This is a genomic window from Paenibacillus pasadenensis (assembly GCF_023715725.1).
Lineage (GTDB): Bacteria > Bacillota > Bacilli > Paenibacillales > Paenibacillaceae > Paenibacillus_O > Paenibacillus_O pasadenensis_A.
On the sequence record NZ_JAMBOT010000001.1, the window covers coordinates 183,833 to 204,749 of the forward strand.

Below are 20,917 nucleotides of genomic sequence, written 5' to 3' on the forward strand. Positions count from 1 at the left end.
GCCGCCCGTCGTGGAGCAGCTTCTGAGCCTGGTTTCGGGAGGCGGCAGGTGTAAGACAGCAGGTGTGAGAAAGACGCCAGCCCAATTAGGGGTTTTGCTGTCTGTCGCTTCGTTTGTTATCGCGCGGAAATGAGACGTTAGGGAGGCGAAATAAGACCAAAATAGGGCTTAATTCGCTTGGAAGCTCTTCTCTTGGCAAGGTTAAGACCAAAATAGGGCTTATTTCGGCTGGAGGCTCTCCTTTGGACGGGTTTAAGACCAAAATAGGGCTTATTTCGCCTGGAGGCTCTCCTTTGGACGGATTTAAGACCAAAATAGGGCTTATTTGACTGGGAGCTCTCCTTTGGACGGGTTTAAGACCTATTAAGGACTTATTTCGCTTGGAAACTATTGTTCTGACAAGCTTAAGACCAATTTAGGGCTTATTTCGCCTGGAGGCTCTCCTTTGGACGGGTTTAAGACCAATTTAGGGCTTATTTCGCTTGGAAGCTATTGTTCTGACAAGCTTAAGACCAATTTAGGGCTTATTTCGGCTGGGAGCTCTCCTTTGGACGGGTTTAAGACCAATTTAGGACTTATTTCGGCTGGGAGCTCACCTTCTGACGGGTTTAAGACCAAAATAGGGCTTATTTTGCCTGGAGGCTCTCCTTCTGGCGGGTTTAAGACCAAAAAAGGACTTATTTGACTGGGAGCTCTCCTTTGGACGGGTTTAAGACCAAAATAGGGCTTATTTTCGCTTGGAGACTATTGTTCTGACAAGCTTAAGACCAATTTAGGACTTATTTCGGCTGGAAGCTCTCCTTTGGACGGGTTTAAGACCAAAATAGGGCTTATTTCGGCCGGAAGATCTCCTTTGGACGGGTTTAAGACCAATTTAGGGCTTATTTCGCCTGGAGGATCTCCTTTGGACGGGTTTAAGACCAAAATAGGGCTTATTTATCCGCATAAAAGCCATGGTTGGACCATCCTCAGACAAACACCGCCATACTAAAAGGCCGCCAGCCTCATCAGCTGACGGCACTCATCATGGCTCGTTAAGCTTCGTCGCCAATTAGCGACGTAGGCTCGCCCCGGTACAGCAGACGCAGCCTGTGCAGCGCCCTCGTACAAGCGACATACAACAGCTTGGCGTCAGCCTGTCCGTACGCGTCCGCTCCCGCATCGGCAACGAGCACGGCGTCGAATTCCAAACCTTTGGACAAATACGCCGGAACAACGGTTAAACCGCCGCCATACGCGGGCTGTCTGGCATTAACAAGCGCAGCGTCCAGTCCAGCTCCGGTCAAAGCGTCGTGGATGTCCTGGCACTCCCGCTCGGTCCGTCCGATAACGGCAATCGTCTGGAATAGCTCTTCCTTTTGCCAGCTCCGCACAACCTCGGCCAGCCGATTTCCCCAGTCTCCGTCCGCACATGGCTCCAATTCGACGGCGTCGCCGCTCCGAAATACCGGTACGGCAGGTTTGACGCTGCCGGACATGCCCGCCAGCACTCGGTTGGCAAAATCGATGATTTCCGTCGTGGAACGGTAGCTGCGGTCCAACTCAAAATATCCCGTGCTGCCATCCGCGAACAATCCGCTCAGCTCGTTCCAATCGCTAACGCCGGCGTACGCGTGAATTCCCTGCTGCAAATCGCCGAGCACCGTCATGGACGGCTGCTGCTGGCAAAGGCGCAGCGCCTCCAGCTGGAACGGAGAATAGTCCTGCGCTTCGTCGATGACGATATGGTCGAAAAACGGGCGTCCCAGGCCGTGCAGCTTGATATGCAGGTAAACAAGCGGCGCCAGATCCTCCGATTCCGCTTCTCCCTGCTTCAGACGCGCAGCCGTTGCCTTAGCCAGCGCAGCAGGCAGCAGCTCGGCTCCCTGTTTGCCCTCAAGCAGCTTGCGGTACAGCTGAGGCGCCGTGTAGGAAGGAATCTTTTTCGTAAACGCGTTCAGCTTGGCAACCGCTTTGGCGCGGATTTTTTTGTCGGCTACGCCGCGGTCCTTAAGCTCGGATTCCAGCCAGCGCTTGATCCGGCTGACAAGCCGTTCCCTGCGGCGCATGATCGACTCCTCGCCGTAGTCCGTCTCATGCCATTCCTTCATTTTTAAAGGCAGCAGCTTCCAGCCTGGCAGCGGTTCGAACGGTTCGTCCGGAAGCAGGCTCGCCTCCAGCTCCGCAAGCTTGGCATCCAGCGCTTCTTTAAAAACCGTACTGCCCTTTAGCTGGCCAGAGGCTTGTTGGAAATCCTCCGGAGTATGCGGCTGCTCAAACCAGAACTCCAGCGTTTCCGCCTGCGAGCGAAGTTCGACCTCTTTATCGAGCAGTTCAATCGCCCAATCGGCAAATGTCGTTTGCACGATGTCTCCAACGCCGAGCTCCGGCAGCACGCCGCTGATGTAATCCAGAAACATTCTGTTTGGAGCAAAAATAATCATCCGCTCGGAGCGGATCCGGCCCGAATATTGGTATAACAAAAAGGCGAGACGATGGAGCGCCACCGTCGTTTTTCCCGATCCTGCAACCCCTTGGATGAACAGCGCGAGGTTTTTGTCGGCACGGATAATCCGGTCCTGCTCCTGCTGAATCGTCGATACGATGTCGCGCAGCTTGTTGTCCTTGCTCTCGCCGAGCCGGAACAACAGAAATTCGTCCGTCACCGCATCCTCTTCCTGACCGCGCACAAAGCTGTCGACAAGCCGCAAAAGCTCGGTTTGACGCACCATCAGGTTACGCTTCAGATGCACCGTTCCGCCGATTTCACCGTCTGGAGAATCGTAGCTGACCGGCGCCTCTCCGCCGCTGAAGGAATAGAACAGGCTGGCAACCGGCGCCCTCCAATCCACTACGAGCAGGTCATTGGAGCCGGAACGGCCCACGCCAGCCTTGCCGATATAGAGCGGGAGCGGCAGCTCCTTGCCGTCTTCTTGAAAATCGATTCTTCCAAAATAGGCTTCCTTCTGCGCAATCTCCAGCCGCTGTCGGCGTTCTTCCTGTTGCAAATCCAGCATCTGCTCGGTAAAGTCATCGCCCGTATAACGGGGACCGATACCGCCGATCTGGCGCTTGATGTCCTCCACCGCTTCCTCAAGCCGCGCTTCCTCCGCTTGATAGGCACTTTGAGCACTCATGGTCAGTTACCTCCTAAGGGTTGCATTTAAAGATAGAAAAAGAATTTTACCATAATCGCACAATTTTTAGCAATGTCATATAAAGGGAGCCGGGAGTGTGCCATAAAAAAACGCCTCCCGTTGTTAGGAACGGAAGACGCTAAGCTTCTATAAGTGCACAGCTGGAGAAGTTGTGATGAAGGCTCCCGTCATTAATGAAGCCGAGTGCAGCTCAACCAGCGTAGTAAACGATCGCACCGAGAATCGCGATATTTAGTACGGTGATAAGCGGTATCCCGACGCGAAACGAGGCATGCTTCGTTTTGTGGCGCCATACGCTCATGCCGGCCCAGGCTCCGGCGCCGCCGCCGAGCAGACTGAAGGTGAACAGCGTCCGTTCCGAAATACGTCTGCGCTTCTTCCTTGCGGCGGATTTGTCCATGCCGAACAAAATAAAAGCGGCGGCGCTCATTACGAGCCAATAACCTGCCGCCAGCCAAAAAATCGAGTCCATCTTGGAGTACTCCTCCTTTGTAAAAAACGAAACGGGTCGACGTCCGCTCAGCTTCCTTTGGGCCGGACGCGGCTTGTCGCCTGAGCCTGAGTAGGGTCCTCCGGCCAGTAATGCTTCGGGTAACGCACTTTGAGCTCTTTGCGGACATCAAAGTACGTCGAGCTCCAAAAGCTCTCCAAATCCTTCGTTACCTGAACCGGACGCTGCGCCGGAGACAACAGATGAATGACCACCGGCAGACGACCGTTGCCGACACGCGGCGTCTGCAGCATGCCGAACAGCTCCTGCAGCCGCGCTGCCAAAAAAGGCGCCGCGGGGTCGCTGTAATCGACGGGAATACGCGAGCCGCTAGGAACCGTAAGGTGAGTCGGCGCATACGCATCCAGCTGGCGGCGCCGTTCCCAGCCGAGCAGCGAATCGAGCGCCGCAGCCAGATCTGCCTTTTGCAAACCGGCGGCGCTGCGGATGCCTGACACATACGGTGCGAGCCAGCTTTCCAGCTCGATTACGAGCGCTTCATCGGTTGCGTCCGGCCAATCCGGCTGAACGTTATGCATTAAAATCATTCTCGCCTGCAGCTGGCGCGTCGCCTTGCTCCAAGGAAGCAGACGCAGCAGCCCGTCTTGCCGGACGCCTTCAAGCAATGCGGCCGTCACACGCTCTGGCTCGGGTTTTTCGAGCTGAGCTTCACGGATTACAAGCGCCCCAAGGCGCATCCGTTTGCGGCAGCGTACGGCAGCTGCGGCACTGTCCCATTCAATGGCTTCTTCTGCGGTAAAAAGGGCGGGCTGAAGCGCCTCCAGCCGCATCATATCGACCGGCGCAGCCAGATCAATCCGGCTTTCCGTGCCGGAATCATCCAGCTCTGCCGCCACCAGATAGCTGTCAGCCGACAGCTGCTGGGCATGCGGGAGCGCCGCTCCTCTCCCGACCGCCAGCAGGTAGCGCCCGTCCGGACGCCGCTGCGCAATCCGGTCGGGATAAGCCAGCGCCAGCAGCAGCCCCGTGTCGGGCGCGCCGGCGGCAGCGAAAGCCGCGCCGACGCTAGCCCCGGAAGCGGCGCGGGCAGGCGCGTTTGCGCCGCCGCTGCGGGAGGTCTCCCCCGCAGCGGCCGTGCCCGGCGCGCCGGGCAGCGCGGCAAGCGCGCGCTCCCATTGGCGCGCCTCCGCGGCGGCTCTGGCGGCTGCGCCGGCCAGAGCGGCGTCGCCGCCGCGCCCGGCGGCGCGCAGCGCCTCCAGGCGCAGCCGCACATCGGCGCTGCGCTCGCCGCGCAGCGGGTCCCGCTCGCCGAGCAGCGCGGCGAGCTCGCAGGCGGCAGCGGCCCAGCCAAGGCGGGCCGCTTCAAGCGCCATATGCGCCAGGCGGGGATGCCCGCCAAGCGCAGCCATATGCCGCCCGTGCGGCGTAATCCGCCGCTCCGGCGACAAGGCGCCGAGCCGCTGCAGCAGCGCGACAGCCTGCTCGTAGGCCGCCTCCGGCGGCGCATCCAGCCAGTCCAGCTCCTGCGGACCGGCTGCACCCCATGCCGCCAGCTCCAGCGCCAGCGGAGCCAGATCGGCCTCCAGCAGCTCCGGCGTGCCAAACGGCGGCAGCAGCCGATGCGCTTCCTGGCTCCACAGCCGCCAGCATTGGCCCGGCGATGTCCGCCCCGCGCGGCCGCGCCGCTGATCGGCTGAAGCCTGCGACACCGGCACGGTCTCCAGCCGGGTCATGCCGGTGCGCGGTGAAAAACGCGGCACCCGCATTAATCCCGCGTCGACGACCGCTCGCACCCCGACGACCGTCAAGCTGGATTCCGCGATGGAGGTCGCAAGCACAATCTTGCGCCTGCCCGGAGGACATACCGCAACCGCCTCGTCCTGCGCGGACAGCGGCAGACTGCCGTGCAGCTGCCGGATATCGCATTCGGCAGGCACACCTCTGCGGCGCAGCTCGCCGTCCGTCCGCCGGATATCGGCCATGCCCGGCAAAAAAACAAGCACATCCCCATCCTGCTCGCGCAGCGCCTCCAGCACCGCCTCCGCCGCATCCTCTTCCAGCCGCGAACGGGAAGCCCGCGGCCGGTAATGCGTCTCCACCGGGTACTGCCTGCCCTCGCTCGATATAACCGGGGCTCCGCCGAGCAGTCCGGCAACTTTTGCCGCATCCAGCGTGGCCGACATGACTAGCAGCCGCATATCCTCTCTTAACAGCGCAGCCGACTGCAGGCAAAGGGCCAGGCCAAGATCGCCATGCAGATGGCGCTCATGGAACTCGTCAAAAATAACGGCGCCATACGCCTCCAGCGCCGGATCGTCCTGCAGCAGACGTGTCAATACGCCTTCCGTAACCACTTCGATTCGGGTCGCCGGACCAACCTTTGTTTCCAGGCGGACGCGGTATCCGATCGTTCCCCCTGGCTCTTCCCCAAGCTGCCGGGCCATAAAAGCCGCCGCGGAACGCGCCGCGAGCCGCCTCGGCTCCAGCATGAGCAGCTTGCGGCCGCCAAGCCAGCCGCAGCCAAGCAGCGCCAGCGGCACCCGCGTCGTTTTGCCCGCACCGGGCTGGGCGACAAGCACGGCTCTTGTTCCATTTTCCAATGCCTGCACCAGCTCGGGCAGCACCTGCTCAACCGGCAGCAGTTCTCTCTCGCTCATTTCTTTTCCTCCACCTGTCCAGCTGCTCCCAGCCTAATCGCAACAGCGGCTCCAACCCGTACGGATCCGATTTGCTTCCGGCGAATCAGGCCAGCACTTCAATGACAAACCCGCCCGGAGCCTGTACGTAAAACGTATAGCCATGCGAATGCTGGGGCTCTGAAGCCTCGTAACCGTCCGCCTTTAACCGCTCATGGATCTCGTTTACCTTTTCTTCGCTCTCCTGCCCAAATCCGATATGAAACGTGCCAGGGTACTGGACATTCTTGCCTTTCATCAGCGTCAATACCAGCCCATCGTCGTCGAACATAGCGGCAAAGCTTTGCCCGCGCTCGCCGCCTACCGTCAAACCAAAGTAGGTTTGCAAAAAGTCCCTAGCCGCCGCAACATCCGTTACGGTCAAATTGATATGGTTAAGCTTCATGTCTACAATCAGCCTCCTTATTTGTCCTAGTTGACTTAACTGAACCAGCCCTTGCGCTTGAACCAGAGAAACATGCCTCCGGCAACGGTGAACATAATGCCCAGCACAGCAAAATAGCCGTATTTCCACTCCAGCTCCGGCATATTCAAAAAGTTCATTCCGTAAATTCCGGCCAGAAAGGTCAGCGGCATAAAAATCGTCGTAATGACCGTCAGAGTTTTCATGATGCCGTTCATCCGGTTCGAATTGTAGCTGATAAAGCTGTCCCGCATGTCCGCCGTCATATCCCTGCATGCTTCCAGCGTTTCGGATTGCTTGAGCAGATGATCGTAAATATCATGATAAAATGCCCGCAAATCCTTTAATCCGGCGATGGATTCCATCGTTGTCATCCGGTAAAGCAAATCCCGCATCGGAACGATCGTTTTGCGAAGCTTGAGCAGCTTACCCCGGATTTCAAAAACCGTTTCGATGCCGGAACGGTCCGAATAACCTTTGCTGACAGGGTCCGCATCCAAAAGCTGATCCTCCAGCCCGTAAACTGCGGGAAAATATCGGTCTACTAAACGGTCGAGCACAGCGTGAGCCACGACCAGATGCCCTTTAGAAGGATGTTTGGCATTCACACCCGTCGTTTTCCACGCATCGTCAATTTCCGGGCATGAGCTAAAGTGGAACGTAACGGCATAGTTCGGCCCCAGGAACAGATTGACCTCATCCACCTTAAGCGTATCCGAAGCCAGCGAGTGCATGACGAAAAACTGGACATCGTCGTAAAAATCCACCTTTGGCCGCTGCAGCAAATGCAGGCAGTCCTCAATCGCCAGCGGGTGAAAATGAAAATAGTCTTCCAGCAGCTGCGTCTCCTGCCCGGTCGGCTGGCCGATATCGACCCAGTACCATACCGGCTGCATCGTTTTCAGCTCCTCCAGCGATACATCCTTCCGCAGCTTTTGCTGCTTGTCCATGGCCATTATTCGCAGCATTGAATTTAGCTCCATTCCTGCATTTGAGACAAGCCGCAACCCGGCTCACTCTTGCCTTTTCATTCTATTGGACGAATAACTGCCATTGCAGAGCTCAAGCTCCGTTCATTGCGAGCCCTGCTTCCAGATGCTATTATACCAGTCAGAACGGGCGCAGAGCTTCTGTATTCCCGAAAATGAAGCGGAAACTTTCGTTTCCGCGCGCAGGAGATGATTTCATGGCCGATATGACCGGCAGATTCGCTCCGACTCCGTCCGGCCTCATGCATCTTGGCAACGCCCGCACCGCACTGCTTGCATGGCTGCAAATCCGCAGCAGAGGCGGCTCCTTTCTTTTGCGTATGGAGGATATCGACGGGCCGCGCTCGCGTGCTGAATACGCCGAAGCTGCGCTGCGCGACCTTCGCTGGCTTGGCTTAGATTGGGACGAGGGTCCCGACGTCAGCGGAAATCGCGGCCCGTATACGCAAAGTGAGCGCCTGTCCTGCTATGAGGAGGCGCTGAGGCGACTGGAATCGCGAGATTTGCTATACCCTTGTTATTGCAGCAGGGCCGAGCTGGCCGCTGTTGCAAGCGCTCCGCACGGCTTGTCTTCGGAAGGTCCCGCGTATCCAGGAACATGCCGCAGGCTGAGTGCGGAGGAGCGCGCGGAACGGGCGCTGGTAAAACAGCCGTCGCTGCGTTTTGCCGTGCCGGAGGATGAGATCGTTACGTTCCAGGACGACTGCGCCGGTTTGCAAACTACCGCTCCCGGTGCCGGAGGAGACTTTGTGGTCCGGCGCGCCGACGGCATTTTCAGCTATCAGCTGGCCGTTACGGTTGACGACGCCTTGATGGGCGTAACCGATGTGCTTCGCGGCAGCGATTTGCTGGATTCCACTCCGCGCCAGCTTCTACTGTTTGAAGCGCTCGGCTGGCAGCCGCCGCGTTATGCGCATGTGCCGCTTCTCATGGGGCCAGACGGCAAACGGCTGGCAAAGCGGCATGGCGGCATCTCGCTGGCTGCCATACGCGAGTCCGGCGTCACGCCGCAGCAAGCCGTCGGATTGCTGGCGAATTGGAGCGGATTACTGGACCGGCCGGAGCCGGTGAAACCCGAGGAGCTTTTTGAGGCGTACCGCGAACGCGGGCTTCCCCGCGAGCCTGTAGTTGTGCTTGAAGAGGAGCTGGCGGTCAGCTTGGGCGGCAAGCCGTAACGGGGCCATTCTTGGTGTTACTCCGCTTCCGATAAAGCGGAGTTTTTATTTAGCCGCAGCTGTAAAGCATGTGTCCAGTCCTGCCCCAACGCTTCAACCTCCAGCACATGTTTGGCGCGTTCGCTCCAGCCCTCCGAGCGGTCATAAAACACCTCAAACGCCTCCATTACCGATACTTGGAGCGGATGACGGTGTTCCACCTGAACAATTACTCCCGCTTCAGCTATCCCTTCTTCGAGCACACGTAAATAATACCCGCCAAAGCCGGTTTCTTTAACCCATAGCGGCAGTTTGGGCTGATCCAGCCATACGCCAAGTTTATAACACGGCTGTCTCGGCTCCGTCACTTCAAACAGCGCCGATCCTATTCGAAGCCTGTCGCCAATGTTGATTTCTGCCTCCGTCATGCCGGCAACGGTCAGGTTTTCGCCAAAAAGACCCGGCCGCATCGGGCGTCCGAGCCTGTCCTGCCAGTACGAATAACGATCCGCCGAAAAAAGAAGAGCCGCTTTATCCGGACCGCCATGCGCGGAAGGCTCCGCCTGAGCGTCACCTTCCACGCCTCCCTGCAGCAGCCGCACCGCCCCTGTCCTTGGCTGTTTGTTGATTGCGGTTAAAATCGTTCTTCCTTTGTGCGTGAGCTGCTCCGGCTTCCCCGTCTGAATCGAAAGCAGCTGTCCATACGGATGATCATGTGCAGGCTTCAATTCGCTCGCTCCTTTACCGCCGTAGTAAATAAGGTATACTTCACCGTTCAGGCAATTGATTATCCCGCATCTTAGCACTTCGGCATGGCAAAGTCCAACCGGTCGTTATTTGGTCCGGCCTAACGACGACTCAATCCAAGCTTCTGCTCAGCTGACCCGATAATCGCAGCGCGTTGCCGACGACGGTTACGGAGCTGAGAGCCATCGCCGCGCCGGCCATCCACGGCTCCATCAGTCCCGCCGCAGCAACCGGAACGATGACCAAATTGTACATAAACGCAAATCCGAGGTTCTGCTTCATATTGCGCACCGTCAACCGGCTTGCCCGCAGCGCGCCTGCGATTCCGAGCAGGCTCGGCCGAAGCAGCGCCACATGACCGGCATCCAGCGCGGCATCCGTCCCGCCGGCCATCGCGAAGCCGGCATCCGCAGCTGCAAGAGCTGGCGCATCGTTCCAGCCGTCGCCGGCCATCGCCACTCCTTTACCCTGCTTTTGCAAAGAGCGAATCAGCTGCAGCTTGCCTTCCGGCAGCATGCCGGCTTCCACCCGCTGGATGCCCGCCTCCTTGGCAACTGCCGCAGCCGGACCTGCGCCGTCTCCAGTCGCCAGCCACACCTCCAGCCCTTCGCGCTTCAAAGCCTGAACCGCCTGCGCCGATGACGGCTTTAATCGGTCGCCAAGCGCAATTGCGCCGATGCACACGCCGTCCAGCGCCGCCAGCAGCACCGTTTCGCCCTGCGACTCCCGAATGGCCGTATAGTCCAAAGCCCGCTTTAACCCGCTCCAATTTTGCTGTGCGGCAAGCTGTTTTCCGCCTACCTCAATCCGGCCCTCGGGACATTCAGCCGATACGCCGTAACCCGGCCACTCCAGCAAATTTTCGGCTGTCGGCACGACCAGCCCTCTGCGCCGGGCATCCTCGCGGATGGCAAAGGCATAAGGATGCTGCGACGCGCCCTCCGCCGCTGCGGCCAGCCGCAGCACGGCGGCGGCTGACCAGCCCGGCGACGGCTGAATGGCGGACACACAAGGCTTTCCTTCCGTCAGCGTGCCGGTTTTGTCCAGCAAAATAACATCAAGACGCGCCATGCCCTCTAGCGCCGAAGCGTCTTTAATGACGATCCCCCGGCGGGCCAGCTTGCCCGCTGCAATTACAAGCGAAATCGGCGTCGCCAAACCGAGCGCGCACGGACAGGCTGCAAGCAGCACAGCCAAAGCGCTGAGGCTCGCACGGGAGGCGTTGCCAGGGTCGAACACCAAATACCACAGCAGAAACGTCACGGCTGCCGCAAGCAGCATAACCGGCACAAAAACGGCCGAAATGCGGTCAACCTTGCGCTGAATGCTCGTTTTAGCCGCCTGCGCCTGCCGCAGCAGCAAATCAATCCGGCTGAGCAAAGTGCCTTCCCCGGTCGTTTCGGTGCGAATGCGCAGCGTATCGCCTTGATTCCGCGTTCCGGCCCATACCCGGCTGCCGGGCTGCTTGGGCACCGCGCGGCTTTCGCCGGTCAGCAGCGACTCGTCCGCCTCCGACTGCCCGCCTGTGACGATTCCGTCGACAGGAATCAGCTCCCCGGTTGCAACAAGCACAATGTCTCCGTCCCTGACGTTGGAAGCCGGAACGGTGCGGACGCTGCCGTCGCGAACTACGCTGATTTCATCCGCTTTCAGCTTGGCAAAGCTGTCACCCTCGCGCAAGGCGCGGGCCGCGGAGCGGGCTTCCATGTATTTGCCCAGCAGGACGGCGGTAATAACAACAGCGCTTGTATCAAAATACAGCGACGCCGTTCCGGCATGATGCGAGCCGTTCGCCGCGCCTGCCGGGCTCCAGCCATGGGCAAATACCATGTAATGGCTGTAAAGATACGCCGCTGATGTGCCGAGCGCCACGAGCACGTCCATGTTGGCGGTTTTGGCCCGCAGCGCGCTCCAGGCATTTTGATAAAACGGCAAACCGATTCCCAATTGAATCAAAGTTGCCAGCGACAGCTGCACCCAGCCATTGCTCACCCATTCCGGCACAGGTACTGCGCTCAACGCCTCATAATGGCTCGCCATCGCCCAGAGAAGCGGCAGCGACAGGACTGCGGACAAAATAAGCCGCAAGCGCAGCGTCCGCATTTCCGCCAGATCGGCGCTGCGGTCACCGGGCTCCGACACTCCGAATCCAAGCGCGCGGATTTTATCTTTTATATCGTTCGGATTTCTGTCGCCCGGCTCGTACGTAATCCATGCTTTTCGAGAGGCATAGCTGACCGCCGCGTCTTGCACGCCGGCCATTTTAGCGAGCGCTTTTTCTATTCTGGCTGCACAAGCGGTGCAGCTCATCCCCTGTATGCCAAGATCCAACGAAGCGACCTCCGTCTGTCCGTTCACTTCAGCCTTCCCCCTTTGCAGCCTGTCCGGCTCCGTACCGGTTTGATAGATTCATAGAGCAGTTCGCTCTACTATATGGCTGATAGAGTCCGGAATATGCTGACTTTCGCAAATGTTTGCAATTCCGATCTGACAAATAACCTCATTGGAGAATCCGCCGCTGCCTGCCGATAATAGAATGTACACACAACCTTGGGAAGTAGTTGAAGGAGTAACGATGAAAGATAAAATAACCGATCAATTGCTGCAAATTCCATCCACCCGCAAACAGGTGAGCGCCGCCATAGCTGCGTCTATCATTATTGTAGCGGTGTCAGTATCCGTGCTGCCCTTCGGAACCAATCCGATGATTCAAATCCAGCCGTTTCTGCCGGCATTCATTGCCTGGTTTCTGTTCGCCGATCTGCTTACGGCGCATATGCTGTTCAGCCAGTACCGTGCGGCGGGCAATCGCTCTATCTTGATTTTAGCTGCAACGTATTTGTTCACTGGACTGATTATTATCCCGCATATTCTGACCTTTCCCGGCGTGTTCTCCGCCGCCGGTCTGCTGGGAGCCGGAACGCAAACCGCCATCTGGCTGTGGGTTGGCTGGCATGCCGGTTTTCCGCTGGGCATTCTCGCCTATTTGCTGGCCGGGCATTTGGAGCGCGACAAGCCGCTTCAGCCCCCTACGATTTGGCAGCCGATTCGAGTCACATTAATTGTGCTGCTCCTTGTTGCGGCTGCTGGAACCGCCGCCGTTCTGTTTAAGGACAGCCTGCCTGTATTAGTGAACAAGGGGGTGTTTACACCGCTGATGTATCAAAGAGTCGGACCTGCGGTGTGGCTCATTAACGCCGCGGCGATCGTTCTTCTTTTCCTCATGAAAAGAGGCCGGACCGTCCTCAACCTATGGCTGACCGTCGCCGTGCTCGCCTTTATGCTGGACGTCACCGTTACCATTTTTGCCGGATCGCGTTACTCGCTTGGATGGTATCTGGCGCGTGTGAACTCGCTTGTTTCCGCATTTGTCATCATTTGCGCGATTGTATATGAGGTGAACCGGCTTTACGTCCGGCTTGCCAAACATCAGAAGGCGCTGCTCCAGTCGCGGGAGGAGCTGTACGCGCTCAACGACGAGCTCAGCCGCCTCTCTCAAATTGACGGACTAACGGGCATCGCCAACCGCAGACGGTTCGACGAGCTGTTACATAAACAGCTTAAGGAGACGGAATCCAGCGGGTATCCGTTCAGCCTTTTGCTGCTCGATATCGATTATTTTAAAGCGTACAATGATCATTACGGACATCAGTCTGGCGACCGGGTGCTGAAACAAACGGCTCAGCTGATCGCAAACACCCTGCCCGACGGCACTGCCACCGCCGCCCGCTACGGCGGCGAGGAATTTGCTGTGCTGCTGCCTGGCAAAAACAAGGAACAAGCGATGCTGGCTGCGGAGGCCATTCGATCCGCTTTAACCGATGCGCGCATTACGCATGAACATTCAGCCGTCGCGCCGCATATTACACTGAGCATTGGAGCCGTCGCTTTAACGCCCGTTTCTGGAGCAGAAACCTGCCCGCTGCCGGGCTCGCTCGTGGAAGCTGCCGATCAGGCGTTGTACGCGTCAAAATCCGGGGGGCGCAACCGGGTCACCTTTGCATCTTAACAAAGCACAAAAAAGCTTCTTCTATTTGCCGCTGGGGCCGGTTCGTCCGGCCTTGGCAAATTGAAAGAAGCTTTTTACATGCATCGAATAGAATAACTTAGTCCGCAGTTATAACCGCTGCTGCGGACCTACAGCTCTCTTATGTCCGAATGAGAGTTAACGGCCCTGCACAACCTCGCCTTCCCATGCGAGCATGCCGCCCTCAACATTGACCGCATCGTACCCGATTGCGTTCAAATAATCGCTGACTCTGCCGCTGCGCGCGCCGCTCCGGCAAATGAGCCAAATCGTGCCGCTGTCGGCCTGCAGCTCATCCATGCTGTCCTGCAGCCGGGACATGGCGACGTGGCGGGCTTGCGGGATATGGCCGTCCTCCCACTCGTCGTCCTCGCGCACATCGACCAAATTAATGTTTTCTCCTTGCTGAAGCCTCTTCAGCAGCTCATCCGTGCTTTGCAATTTGTTCAACGGGATGTTTCCCCTTCCAGCTTATCTCTAATTTTGTCTTCGTACTCGGCATATGCAGCGAGGTGATCCCATCCGCGCGAGCCGGAAAGAGATTGCAGCCTCAGCCGCTTCACAGACAGCTCCTTGTTAAGGCTGCTGCGCTCCCCCTCATCCCGGCATGCGGCAAGCAGCCCGTTCAGGCTGGCAATGTCCCGTGAAAGCTGAACCTCCTCGGGAATCATGCCGGCATTTTTGAGCATGCGGTAACCGGCTCTCAGCTCTTCCGGAACATGGGACAAGTCGTCCAATTCCAGCGGTTTGCCCTTGCCCTTCAAGTCCCGGAACTCGCCCCGCTGCTGCGCCTCCCGGATTTTGTCCTCGGCGATCCGGTACAGGAAATCCATTAGATCATAACCGCAGTCCCGCTGCAAGTAACCATCAGCATGCCTTCCCGAACGACCTCGTAATCCAGATCCACGCCGACAATAGCATTAGCTCCAAGGCTCGACGCTTGACGCCGCATCTCCTCGATGGCAATATCTCGATCCTGTTTGAGCTTATCCTCATATGCGCCAGAACGCCCGCCTACCACATCCGTGATTGAGGCCAGAAAATCGCGGACAACATTCGCCCCCATGATAGCTTCCCCGTTCACAATTCCAGCGTACTCCCGAATCGGCCGCCCCTCAATTGTAGGCGTAGTCGTGATTAACATGCGGATTCCTCCTTCGCATTATGGACTGCGGCGTTCCTTTATGGCTCGCTCTCCGTCCATTTTACCCCTAGCAACCGTCCTTCTTCAACTGTGACGATACAAATAACCGCAGCAGGCACGCCGGGCTTCGGCTCCAGCACCAGCTTGAATCATTCTTCACAAAAAAAAAGCCGCTCAACTAAGAGCAGCCTGCAAAATTACCGGGTTCCGTAAACTAGATTTTTGTACTTGCTTCCAAAAACAAGCTCGCTTTTTCCGTCACCCAAGCATAATTTCCTTGATGAATTTGCTCCAGATTGATTAATGATCCGCCAACCCCAACCGCTGCGCAGCCTGTCTGCAAAAACTGCCCGACGTTCCGCTCGTTAACTCCGCCCACAGCAATCATCGGAACATCGCTAAGCGGTCCCTGCAGCTCCTTCAGATAACCGATTCCCAGGCTTGCGCCCGGAAAAACTTTAACGGCGGCCGCCCCTGCTTTCCAAGCCTTTACAATTTCGGTCGGCGTCATCGCCCCCGGGAAAATCGGAATGCCTTCGGATACTGCAAAACGAATTACCGTTTCATCCATATTAGGGGTAACGAGAAATTTTGCGCCGCCAGTAACCGCCCTTCTGGCATCGTCCAAATCCAGAACTGTACCCGCTCCGATGTACATCCGATCGCCGTGGGTTTGCTGCAAATTGCCGATCATATCCATTGCGCCGGGTGTATTCAAGGTGATCTCCATGACACGTACGCCTCCGTTTAACAGCGCATTCGCAAGGGCGGTGATATGAGCTTCTTGTACGCCCCTGGCGATCGCGATCAGGCGTGTTTGTTCGATAAGCTCGATGCCCTGCTCCCGGTTCATGCCCGCTGAGCCTGCTTCCACTTCAGCGCCAGCAGATCGAGATCCTTCAACGTATCAAACACTTCCTTGCGGATTCTGTCGTCGATAGGCGCGTTCGGATTGCGGACATATGCCGACTCAATGACTCCTCCCGCTTTCAACACCTCTTTATGGACGGCCATCGCATAACCCGGCAATGTTCCAATTCTCATAAACGGCAAGTATTGATAGAAGGTTCTGCGTGCCGTATCGAAATCGCCTGCTTTAAATGCCTGGTAGATTTTTACGCAAACTTCCGGGAATTCGCAGGCAGGCATCGTACCTACAGCGCCTCTAGCTAACTCCTCATAAAAATATAATCCGTTCATCCCGCCGAACACGGTCAGACGGCCGTCCGACTGCTCCAGCACCTCGGATACCTTCGGCGCAGTTGGCGGAGCCTCTACCTTGACATAGGAGATATTCTCGAACTCCTTGGAAAGGCGCGCCAAAAGCGCAGCCGGCATATTCACTCCGCTCGCCAGCGGGGCGTCTTGAATCATAATTGGAACCTCGACGGCCTGGGCAACGGCTGCAAAATAATCGTACAATCTGGCTCCGTCCGGCTTTGCCATATAGGGAGGCAGCACCATAAGCGCGTCCGCTCCGGCTTTTTCTGCACGCTTGCTTAATTGGACGGCCGTCTCCAGCCCGGTATGACCGCTGCCAAATACGAGAGGCACCTGCCCTTTTACCTCGTCAACCACAATTTCCGCAATTGCAGCCTTCTCGTCGTCCAGTAACGTGTACATTTCGCTTGCCATACCGAATAAAGCAATGCCGTCCACTTTAGCATGCAGCTGGAAACGGACAAGCTCGCGCAGACTGCCCTCATCCACTTCTCCGCTATCCGTAAAAGGCGTTGCCAGGATCGGGTATACACCTTCCAATTTCACCTTGTTTGCGCTCATAAGCTGATCCTCCATGTCTGTAAGTGTTCGTTAACGATTCATCATGCTGCGCAGCTGATCTTCATCTATTTCCACACCGAGGCCGGGACCCTCGGGAAGCTCATAAAATCCGTTTTCACAAACAAGAGGCTGCTTTAGGAGTTTATTGGCGACTTCCATTACGGTCGGCTGATATTCCAAAATCAAGAAATTCGGGATGTTCGCGCTGCTATGAATGGAAGCGGCGATACAAACTCCCAAACCGACGCTGAGATGCGGAGCAATCGGAGTGTTGAACGCTTCCGCCATCGTGGCGATTTTTTTCATTTCGGTGATGCCGACGCGCCCAAGATCCGGCTGCAAAATATCGCATGCTCTTTTCATAAGCCTGTCCTTAAACTGGTATCGGGTACGCTTGGCTTCACCGGTCGCCACAGCCATATCGAGCGCTCTGCTGACCTCCGCTGTCCCGTCGATATCTTCAGGGGCCGTCGGCGCCTCGAGAAATTCAATGTCCAGTTTTTCCAATTTGCGTCCCAGCTGAATGGCTTCCGGCACGGTATAGCTCCAGTGAACGTCAATCATCAGCCGGAAGCTGCTGCCCAAAGCCTCGCGCATATAAGCGGCTATTTCCGCATCCTCGCGGACTCCGTAGCCCAAATGGAGCTTAATGGCGTTGAAGCCTTTGGCTTTCCACTCTAGCGCCAGCTTGATTCTCTCTTCCCTTGTATCCTTGGGAATTCCGGAAACATAGGCGGGAATCCGGTCGCGGTAAGCTCCGCCTAAAAGCTGATACACCGGCAATTGAACCGATTTTCCGAGGATATCCCAAAGAGCTACATCCACAGCGGTTATGGCATCCACCATAAATCCGGAAAAATAACCCCGTTCGCGCATCGAGTCATAAAGCTTGCTCCAAATGACATCGATGTTTCTTGCGTCCTGGCCAATTAAAAAAGGAGTGAACAATTTGTCTATAATTTCTCCGGTTACTTCCGGAGCGACAGGCGCAAGCGCTTCTCCCCAGCCGTAAATTCCGCATTCGGTTGTAATTTTCACAAGCAGAGTTTCTAAATTGCGGGAATAGATGGAGCGGTATTCAGGTCGGACGTAATAGTCGCTATCCTTCCTTAAACCGCTGGAGCTGCCCAAATATACGGGACCTTGACGGATCTTTAGCGGAAAGATCTCGATGCTTTTAATTTTCATCGAACAGCGCTCTCCTTTCGATTATACATTTACATATCGCGCAATAAGATTCTATAATATGAATGTCACTATTACAACGATGAAGATTTTCACATAATCCGTGTAGTATTTTTATATCGGACCATACGAGGTGAATAGATGAAACAGGATCAAGCCGCAACGATGTTAACCCAGAGCGTCACCCGGGCGCTCGCCATTTTATCTTGCTTTTCGGACGAACAGCCTGAGCTGAGAGGGATTGATTTTGCCAAAAAGCTCGGTCTTACGCAAAGCAATGTTTCGAGGTTATTAACGACGATGGTCTCTTTAGGCTACGTCGAAAAGGACGGAATGAGCGGATTTTACCGGCTCGGCCCGGAAATTGTTTCACTAGGCGGCATAGCCCTCAACAATTATGAAATTAGAAAACAGGCGTTGCCCGAGCTCCATGAATTAGAAAGCAAGCTGGGACTCGGCGCAAATCTGGCGGTGCTGTATGGCGGTCAAATGTTTTATTTGGCCCATGTGGACAGCCATAAGTCACCTCGAATGTACACGATGATCGGGCGGAGAAATCCGCTGCATTGCACAGGAATCGGAAAAGTGCTTTTAGCCTATTCGGACAGGGTCAACGCCGAAGCGATAATCGAGGAAGAAGGTTTGCCTTCCTACACGAAAAAAACGATTACGGATTCAGGGATATTGTTCGGTCAGCTGGACGAGGTGCGCAGAAACGGTTATGCGGTAGAACACGAGGAATTAGCTCTCGGCAGAGCCTGTATTGCGGCTCCGGTAAAAGGAAGATCCGGTCAGGTTGTGGGAGGAATCAGCATTTCCGGGCCTTTATCCGACATGAATTTGCCCCAAAGGGAACACGAGTTATCCGCCATTCTAATTGAAGCGACAGACCGGGTATCGATGAAAATGGGCTATATAACCGCAACTTACAATCGGTTGTAGGGGATGAGCGGCGCCATGGTTACACATGAATGGTCCTATCCTGAGCAGGCCGTACTCAAGGAAAACTTTTATCGAATTGCCGTTCGGGATAAACATCAATGGCTCAAGGCCGAGTCTTCCGTAAAGCTGCGTATTTGCCGGGGCAATCAGCTCATCATGATAATTCGCGGCGATCGCCCCTACAGCAAGCCAAGCAACGCGCCTAAATTATGCGGTCATTTATTAAAGGTTTCGGTGATTAACATTGTGGAGGAAGTGCTGAGCGGAGCAGCTCTTGCGGACGCGGTTGAACTGGAGGAAGACGGATTTCTCGCCGTTTTGAACGTCAACGATACATGGATCCGGGAGACCGTTCTGCTCCTGGCCAAACGGATTCAGCAATCTCTGCTCTGGTTTTTGAATTATTCCGTGTCCATTGGAATCAGTAACCAAATGAACTGTTTTGCTCAGTTTTATACCTGTTATTCTCAAAGCATCGCTGCTCTCGAGCAAAAATTTTACCGCGGCCCGGGCTGCGTCCATTTTTATGCAAATGACCAGAATCAGCTGGCGGCTAAATCGGCATTACTCGTGAAGGAAAATGAAATCTCGGCGGAGCTAGAGACGTTTGCCTTTGAAAAAGTCCGTTCAAACGTAATTGCCTGCATCGAGCGGATTAAATCGGATGAGGCTTGCCCTCCCGGAGAATTCAAAGCGGCTTTTATCGGATGGGTTCTCCCTTGGCTGCAGCTTTACAAAAAATATGGAGCTTCACAGAAAAAGGCGCCTTTGCAGCCGTTTAGTCCGTTTGAACAAATTCACGAGCTGGAAACTCTGGATGATTTTCTGAGCTGGTATGGGGACTTTACGCACCATCTGGAGAAGCTTATTCGCCAAGGGTTCAAGGGGCTGCGGACGCGCGATGAAATTAAAAAGGCAAAAAGATATATCGCGGCGCATTATGCCCAAGATATCAGTATTAGAGAAGTGGCGGGACAGATCGGACTTAACAGCGCCTATTTCAGTCATTTATTTAAAAAAGAGATCGGCCAGGGTTTTACGGAATTTTTGACGCGCCATCGGTTGACGGAAGCCCAGCGGCTGTTAAGGGAGACGGCCAAACCTATCGGCGAAATATCGGATGAGGTCGGTTACAATGACGTCACTTATTTTCGCAAGTTATTCCGCCAGCAGCTGCAGATGACTCCGAGCGAATACCGCGCGCAGTTTACCTCTTAAATTAAAAACCCGCAGGGCTTTCCTGCGGGTTTTGCCGTTCACTTCGCATATTGCTGATAAATAGAGGCTGCTCCCTCGGCGCTTAACAGATCGGAGATTTCCTCCGAAATGACTTCTACCTGCAACTCGGGATAAACCTCTCGCAATACAGGTTCAAACACGGATGGAAATAAGGCTTTTCCGTATAGCACAATCCGGTTTGTCTGCTCTGTTATCATTTCCTCTACGAGCTTTAAATCAAGGGACAGCAGAGCTCCTAAAAACAAACTCGAAACCTCTTGACTGCTTCGTTGTTCCATCGTATCCAGCACTCGCGTGGAAAACAACACTCTTCCGAAGCCCGATCTGTGGGCCACATGCAATCCCTTTTTCACCCATTCGATCTCAGGAACGACCTCCTCCAGCGGCAGCAGACTGCTCTTCAAAATCGTATGCTGCGCGACGGCTGTCATTAATTCCCCAGTGATAGACGTTCGGCATTTTGTAATACCGCCATGGATTAACTGAATACATTTATGATGCGACCCGTAATGCATAAATAGGATATCGTCGTTTTTATTCTCGCCAAGGCTGTTTAAGTACCCGAAAATCTCGGCCTCTTCTCCCCGCATCATATCCTTGTCTTCCAATTCGGTAACAGCATCGAACCCTGTCTTGACGCCCGGAATAAAAATAACCGGCTTATCCGATAGACCCGGAAAAGATTGTACGACCAGCTTGGAAGCTAGCTGCTCCAAATTTACAGGCGCTTCGAGATGCGGAATTTCATATAAGCCCATATTGGAAGAAATCATGCCGGATGCGAAAACCGCATCAATTTGCGCCAATGATAACCGGTTTTCCAGCAGCAGTTCATCCACGCATTCCTTCAACGCTTGCTCCAATACTCGTTTATCGCCTGTTATCGCAACATCTCTCGCTCCTACTTGGCGTTTGGCAGATGCGAGCACGTTCTTTCCGTCCGTTAACCGAATTCGGCTTGTTGTCGTACCGGCATCAATGACAAATAATAACATGATCGATCCCCTTCTCCTTAAGCCTA

Annotated in this window: 18 protein-coding genes; 4 read left to right on the plus strand and 14 right to left on the minus strand. The window is 55.6% G+C overall.

What is annotated here, in order from left to right; translation table 11 throughout:
* Window positions 1-1,034: 1,034 nt before the first annotated feature.
* The 5 genes from M3223_RS00870 to corA form a co-directional block, all read right to left on the minus strand.
* Window positions 1,035-3,116, minus strand: coding sequence for a HelD family protein (locus M3223_RS00870; RefSeq protein WP_251558027.1), 2,082 nt, complete (start codon window positions 3,114-3,116; stop codon window positions 1,035-1,037).
* Between the two features lie 211 nt (window positions 3,117-3,327).
* Window positions 3,328-3,609, minus strand: a complete 282-nt coding sequence (locus M3223_RS00875; RefSeq protein WP_251558029.1) for a DUF1294 domain-containing protein — start codon at window positions 3,607-3,609, stop codon at window positions 3,328-3,330.
* A gap of 47 nt (window positions 3,610-3,656) precedes the next feature.
* Window positions 3,657-6,245 (minus strand): ATP-dependent helicase HrpB, encoded by a 2,589-nt coding sequence (gene hrpB / locus M3223_RS00880; RefSeq protein ID WP_251558031.1) that lies wholly within the window; start codon window positions 6,243-6,245, stop codon window positions 3,657-3,659.
* 85 nt (window positions 6,246-6,330) lie between these two features.
* Window positions 6,331-6,669, minus strand: coding sequence for a VOC family protein (locus M3223_RS00885; protein ID WP_251558033.1), 339 nt, complete (start codon window positions 6,667-6,669; stop codon window positions 6,331-6,333).
* A gap of 35 nt (window positions 6,670-6,704) precedes the next feature.
* Window positions 6,705-7,655 carry a magnesium/cobalt transporter CorA gene (gene corA / locus M3223_RS00890; protein ID WP_251558035.1) on the minus strand — a complete coding sequence of 317 codons (951 nt, stop codon included), beginning with the start codon at window positions 7,653-7,655 and terminating at the stop codon, window positions 6,705-6,707.
* Between the two features lie 218 nt (window positions 7,656-7,873).
* On the opposite strand from corA, the gene gluQRS reads away from it, so the two are divergent.
* A complete protein-coding gene (gene gluQRS, locus M3223_RS00895; RefSeq protein WP_251558037.1) occupies window positions 7,874-8,851 on the plus strand; it encodes a tRNA glutamyl-Q(34) synthetase GluQRS in 978 nt (325 codons plus the stop codon).
* Between the two features lie 17 nt (window positions 8,852-8,868).
* Here gluQRS and M3223_RS00900 read toward each other — a convergent pair whose 3' ends face one another.
* Window positions 8,869-9,558, minus strand: coding sequence for an MOSC domain-containing protein (locus tag M3223_RS00900; protein WP_251558039.1), 690 nt, complete (start codon window positions 9,556-9,558; stop codon window positions 8,869-8,871).
* 130 nt (window positions 9,559-9,688) lie between these two features.
* The gene (locus M3223_RS00905; protein WP_251558041.1) at window positions 9,689-11,935 is read right to left on the minus strand and encodes a heavy metal translocating P-type ATPase; all 2,247 of its coding nucleotides are present in this window, start codon (window positions 11,933-11,935) and stop codon (window positions 9,689-9,691) included.
* 217 nt (window positions 11,936-12,152) lie between these two features.
* On the opposite strand from M3223_RS00905, the gene M3223_RS00910 reads away from it, so the two are divergent.
* Entirely contained in the window at window positions 12,153-13,586 is a 1,434-nt protein-coding gene (locus tag M3223_RS00910; protein WP_251558043.1) for a sensor domain-containing diguanylate cyclase, read from the plus strand.
* A 156-nt stretch (window positions 13,587-13,742) separates the two neighbouring features.
* On the opposite strand, the gene M3223_RS00915 is transcribed toward M3223_RS00910, so the two are convergent.
* The 6 genes from M3223_RS00915 to M3223_RS00940 form a co-directional block, all read right to left on the minus strand.
* Window positions 13,743-14,054: a rhodanese-like domain-containing protein gene (locus M3223_RS00915; protein WP_251558045.1), complete on the minus strand. Its 312-nt coding sequence runs from the start codon at window positions 14,052-14,054 to the stop codon at window positions 13,743-13,745.
* Entirely contained in the window at window positions 14,051-14,437 is a 387-nt protein-coding gene (locus tag M3223_RS00920) for a DnaJ family domain-containing protein (RefSeq protein ID WP_251558047.1), read from the minus strand. Before M3223_RS00920 ends, M3223_RS00915 begins: the two co-directional genes overlap by 4 nt.
* The gene (locus M3223_RS00925) at window positions 14,437-14,748 is read right to left on the minus strand and encodes a YbjQ family protein (protein ID WP_251558049.1); all 312 of its coding nucleotides are present in this window, start codon (window positions 14,746-14,748) and stop codon (window positions 14,437-14,439) included. The genes M3223_RS00920 and M3223_RS00925 overlap by 1 nt, the downstream gene beginning before the upstream one ends.
* A gap of 214 nt (window positions 14,749-14,962) precedes the next feature.
* Window positions 14,963-15,601: a bifunctional 4-hydroxy-2-oxoglutarate aldolase/2-dehydro-3-deoxy-phosphogluconate aldolase gene (locus M3223_RS00930; RefSeq protein WP_251558051.1), complete on the minus strand. Its 639-nt coding sequence runs from the start codon at window positions 15,599-15,601 to the stop codon at window positions 14,963-14,965.
* Window positions 15,598-16,530, minus strand: coding sequence for a dihydrodipicolinate synthase family protein (locus tag M3223_RS00935; RefSeq protein WP_251558053.1), 933 nt, complete (start codon window positions 16,528-16,530; stop codon window positions 15,598-15,600). The genes M3223_RS00930 and M3223_RS00935 overlap by 4 nt, the downstream gene beginning before the upstream one ends.
* 30 nt (window positions 16,531-16,560) lie before the next feature.
* A complete protein-coding gene (locus M3223_RS00940; RefSeq protein ID WP_251558055.1) occupies window positions 16,561-17,718 on the minus strand; it encodes a mandelate racemase/muconate lactonizing enzyme family protein in 1,158 nt (385 codons plus the stop codon).
* Between the two features lie 138 nt (window positions 17,719-17,856).
* Here M3223_RS00940 and M3223_RS00945 point away from each other — a divergent pair, with 138 nt between their 5' ends.
* Window positions 17,857-18,657 carry an IclR family transcriptional regulator gene (locus M3223_RS00945; RefSeq protein WP_251558057.1) on the plus strand — a complete coding sequence of 267 codons (801 nt, stop codon included), beginning with the start codon at window positions 17,857-17,859 and terminating at the stop codon, window positions 18,655-18,657.
* A gap of 15 nt (window positions 18,658-18,672) precedes the next feature.
* Window positions 18,673-19,875 (plus strand): helix-turn-helix domain-containing protein, encoded by a 1,203-nt coding sequence (locus tag M3223_RS00950; RefSeq protein ID WP_251558059.1) that lies wholly within the window; start codon window positions 18,673-18,675, stop codon window positions 19,873-19,875.
* A 38-nt stretch (window positions 19,876-19,913) separates the two neighbouring features.
* Here the strand turns inward: M3223_RS00950 and M3223_RS00955 are convergent, their stop codons facing one another.
* On the minus strand, window positions 19,914-20,891 hold the full coding sequence (locus M3223_RS00955) for a 2-dehydro-3-deoxygalactonokinase (protein ID WP_251558061.1): 978 nt from the start codon (window positions 20,889-20,891) through the stop codon (window positions 19,914-19,916).
* Window positions 20,892-20,917: the final 26 nt, after the last annotated feature.

Excerpts from the sequence above, each read along its gene's own strand:
- M3223_RS00870 (WP_251558027.1), bottom strand. The coding sequence starts at position 3,116 with ATGAGTGCTCAAAGTGCCTATCAAGCGGAGGAAGCGCGGCTTGAGGAA.
- M3223_RS00875 (WP_251558029.1), bottom strand. The coding sequence starts at position 3,609 with ATGGACTCGATTTTTTGGCTGGCGGCAGGTTATTGGCTCGTAATGAGC.
- hrpB (WP_251558031.1), bottom strand. The coding sequence starts at position 6,245 with ATGAGCGAGAGAGAACTGCTGCCGGTTGAGCAGGTGCTGCCCGAGCTG.
- M3223_RS00885 (WP_251558033.1), bottom strand. The coding sequence starts at position 6,669 with ATGAAGCTTAACCATATCAATTTGACCGTAACGGATGTTGCGGCGGCT.
- corA (WP_251558035.1), bottom strand. The coding sequence starts at position 7,655 with ATGCTGCGAATAATGGCCATGGACAAGCAGCAAAAGCTGCGGAAGGAT.
- gluQRS (WP_251558037.1), top strand. The coding sequence starts at position 7,874 with ATGGCCGATATGACCGGCAGATTCGCTCCGACTCCGTCCGGCCTCATG.
- M3223_RS00910 (WP_251558043.1), top strand. The coding sequence starts at position 12,153 with ATGAAAGATAAAATAACCGATCAATTGCTGCAAATTCCATCCACCCGC.
- M3223_RS00920 (WP_251558047.1), bottom strand. The coding sequence starts at position 14,437 with ATGGATTTCCTGTACCGGATCGCCGAGGACAAAATCCGGGAGGCGCAG.
- M3223_RS00925 (WP_251558049.1), bottom strand. The coding sequence starts at position 14,748 with ATGTTAATCACGACTACGCCTACAATTGAGGGGCGGCCGATTCGGGAG.
- M3223_RS00930 (WP_251558051.1), bottom strand. The coding sequence starts at position 15,601 with ATGAACCGGGAGCAGGGCATCGAGCTTATCGAACAAACACGCCTGATC.
- M3223_RS00935 (WP_251558053.1), bottom strand. The coding sequence starts at position 16,530 with ATGAGCGCAAACAAGGTGAAATTGGAAGGTGTATACCCGATCCTGGCA.
- M3223_RS00940 (WP_251558055.1), bottom strand. The coding sequence starts at position 17,718 with ATGAAAATTAAAAGCATCGAGATCTTTCCGCTAAAGATCCGTCAAGGT.
- M3223_RS00945 (WP_251558057.1), top strand. The coding sequence starts at position 17,857 with ATGAAACAGGATCAAGCCGCAACGATGTTAACCCAGAGCGTCACCCGG.
- M3223_RS00950 (WP_251558059.1), top strand. The coding sequence starts at position 18,673 with ATGGTTACACATGAATGGTCCTATCCTGAGCAGGCCGTACTCAAGGAA.
- M3223_RS00955 (WP_251558061.1), bottom strand. The coding sequence starts at position 20,891 with ATGTTATTATTTGTCATTGATGCCGGTACGACAACAAGCCGAATTCGG.